Source organism: Candidatus Pseudomonas auctus, assembly GCF_048654275.1.
Classification (GTDB): domain Bacteria; phylum Pseudomonadota; class Gammaproteobacteria; order Pseudomonadales; family Pseudomonadaceae; genus Aquipseudomonas; species Aquipseudomonas pharyngis.
Genome location: NZ_JBJYZK010000007.1, coordinates 195,419 through 209,689, shown reverse-complemented (window position 1 = coordinate 209,689; position 14,271 = coordinate 195,419). Strand labels below are relative to the sequence as shown.

General features: G+C 58.8%; 12 protein-coding genes. 9 read left to right on the top strand and 3 right to left on the bottom strand.

Annotation, left to right across the window (positions count from 1 at the left end; all coding sequences use genetic code 11):
* Nucleotides 1-399 precede the first annotated feature (399 nt).
* The 3 genes from aat (at nucleotide 400) to infA (ending at nucleotide 2,177) form a co-directional block, all read left to right on the top strand.
* Nucleotides 400-1,080, top strand: a complete 681-nt coding sequence (aat, locus tag ACKUG4_RS15515; RefSeq protein ID WP_445434336.1) for a leucyl/phenylalanyl-tRNA--protein transferase — start codon at nucleotides 400-402, stop codon at nucleotides 1,078-1,080.
* A 58-nt stretch (nucleotides 1,081-1,138) separates the two neighbouring features.
* Nucleotides 1,139-1,846 (top strand): arginyltransferase, encoded by a 708-nt coding sequence (locus tag ACKUG4_RS15510; protein WP_007958178.1) that lies wholly within the window; start codon nucleotides 1,139-1,141, stop codon nucleotides 1,844-1,846.
* Nucleotides 1,847-1,958: 112 nt separating this feature from the next.
* The gene (infA, locus tag ACKUG4_RS15505) at nucleotides 1,959-2,177 is read left to right on the top strand and encodes a translation initiation factor IF-1 (protein ID WP_002553999.1); all 219 of its coding nucleotides are present in this window, start codon (nucleotides 1,959-1,961) and stop codon (nucleotides 2,175-2,177) included.
* 950 nt (nucleotides 2,178-3,127) lie between these two features.
* Here infA and clpA read toward each other — a convergent pair.
* Nucleotides 3,128-5,398 (bottom strand): ATP-dependent Clp protease ATP-binding subunit ClpA, encoded by a 2,271-nt coding sequence (clpA, locus tag ACKUG4_RS15500; protein WP_064597727.1) that lies wholly within the window; start codon nucleotides 5,396-5,398, stop codon nucleotides 3,128-3,130.
* A 30-nt stretch (nucleotides 5,399-5,428) separates the two neighbouring features.
* Nucleotides 5,429-5,812 carry an ATP-dependent Clp protease adapter ClpS gene (gene clpS, locus ACKUG4_RS15495; protein WP_011334948.1) on the bottom strand — a complete coding sequence of 128 codons (384 nt, stop codon included), beginning with the start codon at nucleotides 5,810-5,812 and terminating at the stop codon, nucleotides 5,429-5,431.
* Nucleotides 5,813-6,036: 224 nt separating this feature from the next.
* On the opposite strand from clpS, the gene ACKUG4_RS15490 reads away from it, so the two are divergent.
* On the top strand, nucleotides 6,037-6,330 hold the full coding sequence (locus ACKUG4_RS15490; RefSeq protein ID WP_064600893.1) for a cold shock domain-containing protein: 294 nt from the start codon (nucleotides 6,037-6,039) through the stop codon (nucleotides 6,328-6,330).
* Nucleotides 6,331-6,410: 80 nt separating this feature from the next.
* On the opposite strand, the gene icd is transcribed toward ACKUG4_RS15490, so the two are convergent.
* On the bottom strand, nucleotides 6,411-7,667 hold the full coding sequence (gene icd / locus ACKUG4_RS15485; RefSeq protein WP_007951441.1) for an NADP-dependent isocitrate dehydrogenase: 1,257 nt from the start codon (nucleotides 7,665-7,667) through the stop codon (nucleotides 6,411-6,413).
* 481 nt (nucleotides 7,668-8,148) lie between these two features.
* On the opposite strand from icd, the gene ACKUG4_RS15480 reads away from it, so the two are divergent.
* The 5 genes from ACKUG4_RS15480 (at nucleotide 8,149) to purB (ending at nucleotide 14,201) form a co-directional block, all read left to right on the top strand.
* A complete protein-coding gene (locus ACKUG4_RS15480) occupies nucleotides 8,149-10,374 on the top strand; it encodes an NADP-dependent isocitrate dehydrogenase (protein ID WP_445434335.1) in 2,226 nt (741 codons plus the stop codon).
* A gap of 78 nt (nucleotides 10,375-10,452) precedes the next feature.
* Nucleotides 10,453-10,899 (top strand): NUDIX hydrolase, encoded by a 447-nt coding sequence (locus tag ACKUG4_RS15475; RefSeq protein ID WP_085612662.1) that lies wholly within the window; start codon nucleotides 10,453-10,455, stop codon nucleotides 10,897-10,899.
* A gap of 59 nt (nucleotides 10,900-10,958) precedes the next feature.
* Complete coding sequence (gene mnmA, locus ACKUG4_RS15470) at nucleotides 10,959-12,083, top strand: tRNA 2-thiouridine(34) synthase MnmA (RefSeq protein WP_445434334.1); 1,125 nt, start codon at nucleotides 10,959-10,961, stop codon at nucleotides 12,081-12,083.
* Nucleotides 12,080-12,703: a high frequency lysogenization protein HflD gene (gene hflD / locus ACKUG4_RS15465; protein WP_039767411.1), complete on the top strand. Its 624-nt coding sequence runs from the start codon at nucleotides 12,080-12,082 to the stop codon at nucleotides 12,701-12,703. Before mnmA ends, hflD begins: the two co-directional genes overlap by 4 nt.
* A gap of 127 nt (nucleotides 12,704-12,830) precedes the next feature.
* Nucleotides 12,831-14,201, top strand: a complete 1,371-nt coding sequence (gene purB, locus ACKUG4_RS15460; RefSeq protein WP_039767413.1) for an adenylosuccinate lyase — start codon at nucleotides 12,831-12,833, stop codon at nucleotides 14,199-14,201.
* Nucleotides 14,202-14,271: the final 70 nt, after the last annotated feature.

Sequence of the window (14,271 nt, the reverse complement as noted above, 5' to 3'; positions counted from 1 at the left end):
CTTTTATAAACACGGCACGCGGCGAATATTCTGTAACAGCCCGGCATTGTACGGGTTTGCGCGTTCGATGCCATGCTTCCAGGTCTCTGGTTCAAGCATAGCCAAACGCACAACACCCGGCGTTCAATTTGAGCATGCATTGTCTTTTGTGACAAAGGCTTATGAGGTGTATTTGATGAACGTAGCGAAGCATCCGCGCCTCATCTCCCATGAACGCCACAGATTGACGTCGGCAAGCTTGCTCGCACCGGTGTTGCGCCCGATTACGACCGCATCCGGATGCTCAAGTTGCAGCTACGCAAAAGCCGTACTGCAACGGAGGACATTCGCGTCATTTCCCGGCACACTTTACCGCGGGCCCACTGCCCACCGCCCTCCCCTTCTGCAAGCCTGGACGCCATGCTGACTTGGTTACAACGCAACTCACTGACTTTCCCGCCACTGGAAAAGGCCATGCGCGATCCCAACGGATTGCTGGCGGCCGGCGGCGACCTGTCCGCCGATCGCCTGATCCAGGCCTATCGCCATGGCTGCTTTCCATGGTTTTCCGAAGGTCAGCCGATTCTCTGGTGGTCGCCGGATCCGCGCACCGTGCTTTTTCCCGACGAACTGCACGTCTCGCGCAGCCTCGGCAAATTGATGCGCAAACAGCGTTATCAAGTGACCTTCGATCAGGATTTCGAAGCCGTGATCCGCGCCTGCGCCGCCCCCAGGGAATACGCCGACGGCACCTGGATCACCGAAGCAATGCAGAACGCCTATATCGAACTGCATCGGCGCGGCTTTGCCCACTCGGTGGAAGTCTGGGATCAGGGCGAACTGGTCGGCGGCCTGTACGGCTTGGCGATGGGGCAACTGTTTTTTGGCGAATCAATGTTCAGCCGCGCGGACAATGCTTCCAAGTACGGCTTTGCCTCGCTGGTGCAACATCTTAAGGAAGCGGGTTTCGTGCTGATCGACTGCCAGATGCCGACCGATCACCTGCACAGCCTTGGCGCCCGGGCCATTTCACGGCAGACATTCGCCGACTATCTAGCCCGGCACCTCGATCAACCCAATCATGCGACCTGGGTTTGCTGAGCGACTTTTGCGCGCGTGGCTTACACTTAATTCACCAGCTTACCCTTGAGGGTTGATCATGACCGAGTTGGCGCGTTTGAAGTTTTATGCCACTCAGCCTCACTCTTGCAGTTATCTGCCCGAGGAACAGGCGACGACCCTGTTTCTCGATCCGAGCCAGCCCATGGATGTGCATGTCTACGCAGATCTGTCGGAAATGGGCTTTCGTCGCAGCGGCGATCATCTTTACCGCCCGCATTGCCAGAACTGCAATGCCTGCGTGCCTGCGCGCATTCCGGTGGCGCAGTTCAACCCCAATCGCCAGCAAAAACGCATTTTCAAACGCAACATCGACTTGCAGGTACGTCCGGTCAAGCCGGCGTTCAGCGAAGAATATTTCGATCTCTATCAGCGCTACATCGAACAGCGCCACGCCGACGGCGACATGTATCCGCCCAGCCGCGATCAATTCTCGACTTTTCTGGTACGCGACCTGCCCTTCTCACGCTTTTATGAGTTTCGGCTCGACGGACGGTTACTTGCAGTCGCCGTCACCGACCTGCTGCCCAACGGCCTGTCCGCGGTCTACACCTTTTACGAACCGCAGGAAGAACGCCGCAGCCTGGGGCGCTACGCCATCCTCTGGCAAATCGCCGAAGCCCAACGCCTGGGGCTTGAAGCGGTGTACCTGGGCTACTGGATCAAAAACTGCAAAAAGATGAATTACAAGACCCAATATCGGCCCATCGAACTGCTCATTAATCAACGCTGGGTCATCCTGAACTGAATGCAGACCCTAAACCCCTTGGCGTAAACCCCATTTTTCGGGCACAATGCACGCCGCTTTTGCCTGGCGCAGTTGCACCGGGCCATTCATTGGATACCGAGGGCTTTACTGCATGTCGAAAGAAGACAGCTTCGAAATGGAAGGCACTGTCGTCGACACCCTGCCCAACACCATGTTTCGTGTGGAGTTGGAAAATGGGCACGTCGTAACCGCGCATATTTCCGGCAAGATGCGCAAGAACTACATTCGTATTCTTACCGGTGACAAAGTGCGCGTCGAGCTGACGCCCTATGACTTGAGCAAAGGGCGTATTACTTACCGCGCTCGCTAATCAAGTCAATACAAGACGCCCGGCTTAATGCCGGGCGTTTTTGTTTGTCTGGGTTTTGGGTTTGTGCTTGAGTTTTGGGTGTATATCCGTTGCTGCGGTAACGGCTTCTTATGGTTTCGCTCTTACAGCGAGTCCCTTTTTCAAACGCCAAAAAGGAACCAAAAGGCTTTTGCCCCGGCGTACGGCACTTCGCTTAGGCTCAGTGTTCCCTCGCTACGGTGTCCACCAGGGGGCATCGCCTACGGTTTGCTTCGCTGCACCTCCTCTCGATGTATGCGGCTTCGCCGCACGGCGCTACGCGCCTACCCCCTGATGGACACCTCCGCTCGGCCTGCCGAAGGGACTAAAGATCAAGAGCCAGATCAAGAGCCCCTCACCCTAGCCCTCTCCCGGAGGGAGAGGGGACCGACCGAGTTGATTGGGAGAGTTGTGCCGACGTGCAATACCGCGTTGAACTCAGGCTTTGAAAAGCACAAAAAACGGCTCCCTCTCCTCGGGGAGAGGGCTGGGGTGAGGGGTAAACCCACCACAAAAACCAAAGCCGAACACGCCCCGCTCCTCCCCACTCAAAACGATGAGCGTTAGCTCGAGTACCGTTTTTGATCGCAGGGCCCGTCGGCAGGCTGAGTGGAGGGATTGATCCGGGGGTGGGAGCGCAGCGACCGTTTGGCGAAGCCAAACACATCGAGAGGAGGTGCAGCGAAGCAAACCGTAGGCGATGCCCCCGGATCAATCCCGGAGCGAAGGAACCCGAGCCACAGCGAGGGCCGTACGTCAGGGTAAAGCCTTTTGGGTTACCTTTTCGGCGTTTGGAAAAGGTGACTCGCCGTAAGGGCGAAACCCTAAGAAGCCATTACCGCAGCAACGGATATGCCCCCCCAAACCAAAAACCGCAGACAGCAAAAAGGCGCCCAAAAGGCGCCTTTCGCTTTACAACAGACCAACAACCATCAAGCCATTTCCGCGGTGGTCTCGAAGTCAAACGTCAACTCACCATCCTTGATGTCGATGTGAACCACACCGCCATGCTCGGCCAGCTCGCCAAACAGAATCTCCTCCGCCAGCGGACGCTTGATCTTGTCCTGGATCAGGCGCGCCATCGGACGAGCGCCCATGGCCGAATCGTAACCACCGGCCGCCAGCCAGCTGCGCGCCGCATCGGTAACTTCCAGAAGCACCCGCTTGTCTTCCAGTTGCGCCTGAAGCTCGGTGAGGAACTTGTCCACCACGCTTTTGATGACCTCATGACTGAGGCGACCAAACTGAATGATGGTATCCAGGCGGTTGCGGAATTCCGGCGTGAAGCTCTTCTTGATCACTTCCATCGCATCGGACGAGTGATCCTGATGGGTGAAACCGATCGAAGCACGTGCCGCCGTTTCAGCACCGGCGTTGGTGGTCATGATGACGATCACGTTGCGGAAGTCCGCCTTGCGCCCGTTGTTGTCGGTCAGCGTACCGTGGTCCATCACCTGCAGCAGCAGATTGAAGACTTCCGGATGCGCCTTCTCGATTTCATCGAGCAGCAATACGCAATGCGGTTGCTTGGTGATCGCTTCGGTCAACAGACCGCCCTGGTCGAAACCGACATAACCCGGAGGCGCACCGATCAAACGCGATACGGTGTGGCGCTCCATGTACTCGGACATGTCGAAGCGAACCAGTTCGATCCCCAGCGCCTTGGCCAATTGACGCGCGGCTTCGGTTTTACCGACACCGGTCGGCCCTGCGAACAGGAACGAACCAACAGGCTTGTCGGGCGACTTCAGACCGGCACGGGACAGCTTGATCGCAGTCGACAGCGAATCGATCGCCGCGTCCTGACCGAACACCGTCAGCTTCAGATCACGCTCCAGATTACGCAGCAGTTCCTTGTCGGAGCTGGTGACGTGCTTCGGCGGAATCCGTGCGATTTTCGCAACGATGTCCTCGACTTCAGAGACTTCGATGCGTTTCACGCGCTTCTCGACCGGTTGCAGACGCTGGTACGCGCCTGCCTCGTCGATCACATCGATGGCTTTGTCCGGCATGTGCCGGTCATTGATGTAGCGCGAAGCCAGTTCCGCAGCGGCGCGCAGCGACTCATCACTGTATTCGATGTTGTGGTGCTGTTCGAAGCGACCTTTCAGGCCACGCAGGATACCGATGGTGTCCTCCACCGACGGCTCGACCACATCGACCTTCTGGAAGCGACGTGCCAGGGCACGGTCTTTTTCGAAGATGCCACGGAATTCCTGGAACGTGGTCGAGCCGATGCAGCGAATGTCGCCAGACGACAGCAGCGGTTTGAGCAGGTTCGAGGCATCCATGACGCCACCTGACGCAGCACCCGCACCGATGATTGTGTGGATCTCGTCGATGAACAGGATCGCCTGCGGACGTTTTTTCAGTTCGTTGAGCAACGCCTTGAAGCGCTTCTCGAAATCACCGCGATACTTGGTGCCTGCGAGCAGAGCGCCCAGATCGAGGGAATAAACGACGCTGTTGGCCAGCAGGTCCGGCACCTGGTTGTCGACAATGCGCTTGGCCAGGCCCTCGGCGATCGCGGTTTTACCCACGCCCGCCTCACCGACCAGCAGCGGATTGTTCTTGCGACGACGCGCCAGAATCTGCGCGACACGCTCGACTTCCGTTTCACGCCCGACCAGCGGATCGATCCGGCCCTGGCGTGCAAGTTCGTTAAGATTGCTGGCATAAGCGTCCAGCGGATTGCCTGAAGAAGAAGACTCACCGCCCTCGTCGTCCTGCATATCTTGTTCACCTTCAGAGTGATCGCCATGCCCCGGCACTTTGGAAATGCCGTGGGCGATATAGTTGACGACATCAATGCGTGCAACGCTCTGCTGTTTCAGCAGGAACACCGCCTGACTCTCTTGCTCACTGAAGATTGCAACCAGCACGTTGGCGCCGGTCACTTCGCGTTTGCCCGAGCTCTGCACATGAAAGACAGCACGTTGCAGCACACGCTGGAAGCCCAGGGTTGGCTGGGTTTCGCGATCCTCGTCGTGAACGGGGATCAGTGGCGTGGTGGAGTCGATGAACTCCTGCAGGTCGTGCTTGAGTTTGTCGAGGTTTGCGCCGCAGGCACGCAATACGGTGGCGGCAGCCTCATTGTCCAATAGGGCCAGCAGCAGGTGTTCGACGGTCATGAACTCATGACGTTTCGAACGTGCCTCCTTGAAGGCAAGATTGAGGGTGACTTCGAGCTCGCGGTTTAACATAGCTTCACCTCATACCCAAGTGGTCGGCGATTAACCGTCCTTCTCGATTTCACAGAGTAGCGGATGCTGGCTTTCCCTGGCGTACTGGTTGACCTGCATGGCCTTTGTCTCGGCGATGTCGCGGGTAAACACTCCACATACTGCCCGCCCTTCTGTGTGGACGGCCAGCATGACCTTGGTCGCCAGCTCGCGATTCAGGTTAAAAAACACCTCGAGCACTTCGACGACGAAATCCATCGGTGTGTAGTCATCATTGAACAAAACCACCTTGTACATCGGCGGCGCCTGTAACGCAGGCTTTGCTTCCTGAACAGCAACGCCTGCCGAATCGTCGTCGTGCTCCTGTGGAAGATCCTTTTGGAGAAGCGGGCGATCCTGATTGAATGTTAGTCGAATCTGGCTGATTGCATGCATGGAAAGAAAGGTTCGTCAGTTGTGCAAATACAGTGGTGGGGGCGGCTTGACACGTTTTCAACTCCGACTGCCCGGTCACCTTGACTATCGGGAAAACGGTGTTACAACCAATAGAACCCACAGTGGGGAAAAAAGATCCGCGGAGTCAATCTTTTTAACGGATTCGACTGCGGATGAATTGGATGATACTCCAGCGATGGAGACTGTTGCAGAGGGATTTGAGCATGGCTGTCGGCAAGGTGAAATGGTTCAACAATGCCAAGGGGTTCGGTTTCATCAATACCAAATCCCACGAGGGGAGGGACGAGGATGGCAAGGAGATCGATTTCTTCGCCCACTATTCCGCCATCAAGATGGACGGATACAAAACCCTGAAGGCCGGACAGGAGGTTAAATTCGACATCGTGCAAGGGCCCAAAGGCCTGCACGCAACAAATATTCAGAATGTCGACGCCGCGAAAGATGCCGCCTCGGTCGCAGCCGCTGCTGCCGCTAAGCACCAATCCGTGACCAGCTGAAGCAACCCCGAACACCTGCCAGAAAACAAACCGCCCGGCTCGATCACTCGAGCCGGGCGGTTTCGTTGCAGCCGTCTTTCTTACATATGCTTGATCAGCGCTTCACCGAAGCCCGAAGAAGACACCAGCGTGGCACCTTCCATCAGACGCTCGAAGTCGTAGGTCACGGTCTTGGCCTTGATCGCGCCATTGGTGCCCTTGATGATCAGGTCGGCCGCCTCGGTCCAGCCCAGGTGACGCAACATCATCTCCGCCGACAGGATCACCGAACCCGGGTTGACCTGGTCCTTGCCGGCATATTTCGGCGCGGTACCGTGGGTCGCCTCGAACATGGCCACGGTGTCGGACAGGTTGGCACCCGGCGCGATACCGATACCGCCCACTTCCGCCGCCAGGGCGTCGGACAGGTAGTCACCGTTGAGGTTGAGGGTAGCGATCACATCGTATTCGGCCGGACGCAGCAGGATCTGCTGGAGCATGGCATCGGCGATGGCGTCCTTGACGACGACTTCGCGGCCGGTTTTCGGGTTCTTGAATTTCATCCATGGGCCGCCGTCGAGCAGCTCGGCGCCGAATTCCTCCTTCGCCACCTCATAGCCCCAGTCCTTGAAGGCACCTTCGGTGAATTTCATGATGTTGCCCTTGTGTACGATGGTCAGCGACTTGCGGTCATTGTCCACTACGTATTGCAGGGCCTTGCGCACCAGACGCTTGGTGCCTTCTTTCGAAACCGGCTTGATGCCGATGCCGCAGTCCTGGTCGAAACGGATCTTGGTGACGCCCATTTCTTCTTTCAGGAACTTGATGACCTTGGTGGCCTCAGGCGAGCCGGCCTTCCATTCGATACCGGCATAAATGTCTTCGGAGTTCTCGCGGAAGATCACCATATCGACGTCGCCAGGCTTTTTCACTGGGCTCGGCACGCCTTCGAACCACACCACAGGGCGCAGGCAGACATAGAGATCGAGCTGTTGACGCAGGGCGACGTTGAGGGAGCGGATGCCGCCACCGACTGGAGTGGTCAGCGGGCCCTTGATGGAAACCACGTAATCCTTGACGGCATCCAGGGTTTCCTGGGGCAGCCAGGTGTCCTGGTCATAGACTTGAGTCGCTTTTTCGCCAGCATAAACCTCCATCCAGGAAATCTTGCGCTTGCCCCCGTAGGCTTTCTCTACGGCAGCATCAACCACTTTGATCATCACAGGGCTGACGTCGACGCCAATGCCGTCACCTTCGATGAAGGGAATGATCGGGTTATCAGGGACATTGAGAGAATGGTCTGCGTTGACGGTGATTTTGTCGCCGACGGCTGGAACCTGAATCTTCTTGTAACCCATGCTGAACTCCATTGTTTGGATTGAACATCTGGCTTGGTTCGAGCGTAACCCAGTTAAATCAACACGCAAACCCTCTGTTCCGGGCGCGACCACATCTCGGTTCGTACAAGCCTGAAAGCAAAGGGAAAAGCGCCAATCTCAAGCATTCACGGCGACTCTACGCCCCACCCCGGCCTGCGACCTTTAGACCAATGGACGAGAATCGTTGCATATGAACCATCGGCAGATTGCCAGCTACCTATGTATAATGCCGCCCGCTGACCAAAGGGTCACGACGGCTGGCCTCTCTAGCACGAGACTTTCCGCCTGATTGGTCGGGTTGTTACCGCAGTCCGACTGCTTGACGCTCTACTGATGCACCCAACATCACCGCGAAGATTCTCGACATTCGGTTCATGGATGACTTTGAACGAACGCGCTTACCCGGCGCCCCTCGAGTTTCTGCGCACGCTTTAGCAAAGAAGAGAGAGTTAATCCGAATATGCCCACCCGCTCGAAGATCATCTATACCTTCACCGACGAAGCTCCAGCCCTCGCCACCTATTCCCTGCTGCCGATCATCGAGGCTTACACCGCCTCGGCCGATATCGCCGTGGAAACCCGCGATATCTCTCTTGCAGCACGTATTCTGGCCAGCTTCCCCGAGCAACTGGGCGACAAAGCCGTAGCCGACCACCTCGCCGAACTGGGCGACCTGGCCGTTACGCCTGAAGCCAACATCATCAAGCTGCCGAACATCAGCGCCTCGGTTCCGCAACTGCAAGCCGCGATCAAAGAACTGCAGGCCCAGGGCTACAACCTGCCGGACTACCCGGAAACCGTGACCAGCGACGCCGACAAAGACGCCAAGGCGCGCTACGACAAGGTCAAGGGCAGCGCCGTGAACCCGGTTCTGCGTGAAGGCAACTCCGACCGTCGCGCTCCGCTGTCGGTCAAGAACTACGCTCGCAAGCACCCGCACAAAATGGGCGCCTGGGCCAAGGACTCCAAGTCCCACGTCGCTCACATGAGCACCGGCGATTTCTACGGCAGCGAAAAAGCGGCCCTGATCGACGCCGCTGACACCGTGAAAATCGAGCTGGTCGCCCAAGACGGCACCACCACCGTCCTGAAAGAAAAAACCACCGTTCAGGCGGGCGAGATCCTCGACTGCTCCGTGATGAGCAAAAAGGCCCTGCGCGCGTTCATCGCCGCTGAAATCGACAGCGCCAAGCAACAAGGCGTGCTGCTGTCGGTTCACCTGAAAGCCACCATGATGAAGGTCTCCGACCCGATCATGTTCGGCCAGATCGTTGCCGAGTTCTACAAGGACGCCCTGACCAAGCACGCCGACGTGCTGGCCGAAATCGGCTTCAACCTGAACAACGGCATCGGCGACCTGTACGCCCGCATCAAATCCCTGCCGGCCGAGCAGCAAGCCCAGATCGAAGCTGACGTGCAGGCGGTCTATGCCGTTCGTCCGTCGCTGGCGATGGTCAACTCCGACAAAGGCATCACCAACTTGCACGTGCCGAGCGACGTTATCGTCGACGCCTCGATGCCGGCCATGATCCGTGACTCCGGCAAGATGTGGGGCGCCGACGGTCAGCTGCACGACACCAAGGCTGTGATCCCGGATCGCTGCTACGCGACCATCTACCAGGCGGTGATCGAAGATTGCAAAGCCAATGGCGCTTTCGATCCGACCACCATGGGCAGCGTGCCAAACGTTGGCCTGATGGCCAAAAAGGCTGAAGAATACGGCTCCCACGACAAGACCTTCCAGATCAAGGCCGACGGCGTGGTTCGCGTGACCGACAGCAAAGGCACCCTGCTGATGGAACAGGCTGTTGAAGCCGGCGACATCTTCCGCATGTGCCAGACCAAAGACGCGCCGATCCAGGACTGGGTCAAACTGGCCGTCAACCGCGCTCGTGCAAGCGCAACTCCAGCCATTTTCTGGCTGGACCCGATGCGCGCCCACGACGGCGTGGTGATCGAGAAGGTCCAGGCTTACCTGAAGGATCACGACACCGCCGGTCTGGACATCCAGATCATGGCGCCGGTCGATGCCATGAAATACACCCTGCAGCGCACCCGCGAAGGCAAGGACACCATTTCGGTGACCGGCAACGTACTGCGCGACTACCTGACCGACCTGTTCCCGATCATGGAACTGGGCACCAGCGCCAAGATGCTGTCGATCGTACCGCTGATGAACGGCGGTGGCCTGTTCGAAACCGGCGCCGGCGGTTCGGCTCCGAAGCACGTGCAGCAACTGGTCGAAGAGAACTTCCTGCGCTGGGATTCGCTGGGTGAATTCCTGGCCCTGGCCGCTTCTCTCGAGCACCTGGGTGTGAACTACAACAACCCGAAAGCGCTGGTTCTGTCCAAGACTCTGGATCAGGCTACTGGCCAGTTCCTGGACAACAACAAGTCGCCATCGCGCAAAGTCGGCAACATCGACAACCGCGGCAGCCACTTCTACCTGGCGATGTACTGGGCACAAGCCCTGGCCGCCCAGACTGAAGACGCTGCACTGCAAGCGCAGTTCGCGACCTTGGCCAAGACCCTGACCGAGAACGAAGCGACCATCGTCGCCGAGCTCAACGCCGTTCAGGGCAAGCCAGTGGACATCGGTGGTTACTACCACGCCGATGCCGAGCTGATCAGCAAGGCCATGCGCCCAAGCGCAACCCTCAACGCGGCCATCGCTGCGCTGGTTTAAGGTTGTAAAGGGAACATCACAAACCCCGGCCATGCGCCGGGGTTTGTGTTTCTGCCTTTCGCCCAGGAGATTCAATCAATGCAATGGCTCCCCCACATCACCGTCGCCACCATCGTCGAGGACAACGGTCGTTTCCTGATGGTCGAGGAACACAAGGCCGGGCGTAACGTGCTCAATCAGCCGGCCGGCCATCTCGATCCGGACGAAACCCTGATCGAAGCCGCCGTGCGCGAAACCCTCGAGGAAACCGGCTGGGACGTCGAACCCACCGCCGTCATCGGCATTTATCTGTACACCGCCCCGAGCAACGGCGTGACTTACCAGCGGGTATGCTTCAGCGCCGAAGCGGTGAAACACCACCCGGATTATCAACTGGACGACGGCATCGTCGGCGCCAAGTGGCTGACTCGCGACGAATTATTGGCCCAGCGCGATAACTGGCGCAGCGAGCTGATCATCCGCTGCATCGACGATTATCTGGCCGGCAATCGCTTCGGCCTCGAACTGATCCGCCCTTCCCTTTAGCCTTGAGGCCGTGAGCCTGATAGAATCGCGTCCTTTTTCAAGACACTCATTGAATCCCTATGCGTGATCCAGCCCCTTCTGACACATCCAAGAAGCGCGTCATTGTCGGCATGTCCGGCGGCGTGGACTCTTCCGTTTCCGCTCTCCTGCTGATCGAGCAGGGCTATGAAGTGGAAGGCCTGTTCATGAAGAACTGGGAAGAAGACGACGGAACGGAATACTGCACCGCCATGGACGACCTGGCGGATGCCCAGGCTGTGTGCGACAAGATCGGTATCAAGCTGCACACCGCCAACTTCGCCGCCGAGTACTGGGACAATGTGTTCGAGCACTTCCTGGCCGAATACAAGGCCGGTCGCACGCCGAACCCGGACATCCTGTGCAACCGCGAGATCAAGTTCAAGGCGTTCCTCGACTACGCCATGATGCTCGGCGCCGATCTGATCGCCACCGGCCACTACGTGCGCCGCCGCGACATCGACGGCCGCACCGAACTGCTCAAGGGCCTGGATCCGAACAAGGATCAGAGCTACTTCCTGCACGCCGTCGGCGGCGAACAGATCGCCAAGACCCTGTTCCCGGTCGGCGAACTGGAAAAACCGGAAGTCCGTGCAATTGCCGAGAAATACGAGCTGGCAACCGCCAAGAAGAAGGATTCCACCGGGATCTGCTTCATCGGCGAGCGTCGCTTCAGCGATTTCCTCAAGCAATACCTGCCGGCGCAACCGGGCGAGATCAAGACCACCGAAGGCGAAGTCATCGGCCGTCACCACGGTTTGATGTACCACACCATCGGTCAACGCCAGGGCCTGGGCATCGGCGGCCTGAAAGACGCCGGCGACGAACCGTGGTATGTGCTGCGCAAGGATCTGGACACCAACGATCTGATCGTCGGCCAGGGCAACAACCATCCGTGGCTGTTTTCCAGCGCCCTGCTCGCTTCGGAAATCTATTGGGTCAATCCGATCGATCTGAGCCAGCCATTGCGCCTGACCGCCAAGGTTCGTTATCGCCAGAGCGATCAGGCCTGCACCCTGGAAAAAACCGCGACCGGCTATCGCGCCGTGTTCGACGAGCCGCAACGCGCAGTCACGCCGGGCCAGTCGGTGGTGTTTTATGACGGTGAAATCTGCCTCGGTGGCGGCGTGATCGAAGTCGCCGAGCCGTGGAGCGGCCAGGCATGAGCCCGACTCAGGAGCAATTGACCGCTCTGGGCGGCGTGTTTCTCGCCGCCGTGCTGGTTGACCGGATCGCCAAGACTGGCCAGACCAACGAGGCCGGCCTGAGCTGCATGCTCGGCAGCCTGCTGGTTCGCGACCCGAAAGACACGCTGGATGTTTACGGCGGCGACGATATCAACCTGCGCGAGGGTTACCGCGCACTGATCGGCGCCCTCGAGCGCGACCCGAGCACCTTGCAGCGCGAACCGTTGCGCTACGCCCTGTCAATGCTCGGCCTTGAGCGGCAACTGGCCAAGCGCAACGACATGCTCGACGTGATTGGCAAGCGTTTGCCGCAGATCCAGTCACAGGTCGAGCATTTCGGCCCAGCCCACGAAAACGTGATCGCGGCCTGCGGTGCGCTGTATCAGGACACCCTGAGCACCCTGCGCCAGCGCATTCAGGTGCACGGCGACATGCGCAACCTGCAGCAGCCGAGCAATGCCTCGAAGATCCGCGCCCTGCTGCTCGCCGGCATTCGTTCGGCGCGGCTGTGGCGCCAGCTCGGCGGTCACCGCTGGCAGCTGGTCGTGAGCCGGCGCAAATTGCTCAAAGAGCTGTATCCGTTGATGCGCAGCGAGTAAATCGCCGCGCAATAAAAGCTTTGTAGCCTGTAACGCGTAATACGCCGGTCAGTTGGCGACGGACCGGCGGATTTTTTCATGTATGATACGCGCCCCATTTCGTTGCCCGACTGTCCGAGAACACCCCATGCAGCTCTCTTCGCTCACTGCGGTTTCCCCTGTTGACGGCCGCTACGCCGGCAAAACCCAGGCCCTGCGCCCAATTTTCAGCGAGTACGGTCTGATCCGTGCCCGCGTTCTGGTTGAAGTGCGCTGGCTCCAGCGCCTGGCCGCTCACGCCGGCATCCCGGAAGTGCCAGCCTTCTCCGCCGAAGCCAACGCCGTTCTGAATGAACTGGCCGAAAACTTCTCGCTGGAGCACGCCGAGCGCGTGAAAGAGATCGAGCGCACCACCAACCACGACGTCAAAGCGATCGAATACCTGCTCAAGGAGCAGGCGGCCAAGCTGCCGGAGCTGGCCAAGGTCAGCGAATTTATCCACTTCGCCTGCACCAGCGAGGACATCAACAACCTGTCCCACGCCCTGATGCTGCGCGAAGGTCGTGATGACGTGATGCTGCCGCTGATGCGCCAGACCGCCAACGCCATCCGCGAACTGGCCATCCGTTTCGCCGACGTGCCGATGCTGTCGCGCACCCACGGTCAGCCGGCTTCGCCGACCACCCTGGGCAAAGAGCTGGCGAACGTGGTTTACCGTCTCGAGCGCCAGATCGCTCAGGTTGCTGCCGTTCCGCTGCTGGGCAAGATCAACGGCGCTGTCGGCAACTACAACGCCCACCTGTCGGCCTACCCGCAGATCGACTGGGAAGCCAACGCCCGCGCCTTCATCGAAGACGAGCTGGGCCTGGGCTTCAACCCGTACACCACGCAAATCGAGCCGCACGACTACATCGCCGAGTTGTTCGACGCCATTGCGCGCTTCAACACCATCCTGATCGACTTCGACCGTGACATCTGGGGCTACATCTCCCTGGGTTACTTCAAGCAGCGCACCATCGCCGGCGAAATCGGTTCGTCGACCATGCCGCACAAGGTCAACCCGATCGACTTCGAAAACTCCGAAGGCAACCTGGGCATCGCCAACGCACTGTTCCAGCACCTGGCGAGCAAACTGCCGATCTCCCGCTGGCAGCGCGACCTGACCGACTCCACCGTTCTGCGCAACCTCGGTGTCGGCTTCGCCCACAGCGTGATCGCGTACGAAGCGAGCCTCAAAGGCATCAGCAAGCTCGAGCTGAACGCTGACAAGATCGCTGCCGATCTGGACGCTTGCTGGGAAGTCCTGGCCGAGCCGATCCAGACCGTGATGCGCCGCTATAACATCGAAAACCCGTACGAGAAGCTGAAAGAACTGACCCGCGGCAAGGGCATCAGCCCTGAGGCGCTGCAGACTTTCATCGATGGCCTGGACATGCCGGCCGCTGCGAAAGCCGAGCTCAAGCAACTGACCCCGGCCAACTACATCGGCAACGCTGTAGCGCAAGCCAAACGCATCTGATCGACTGCTTGACCCGTTTGAGACGCCCGGCCGCGCCGGGCGTTTTTATTCCCGTCTGAAAAATGCTTTT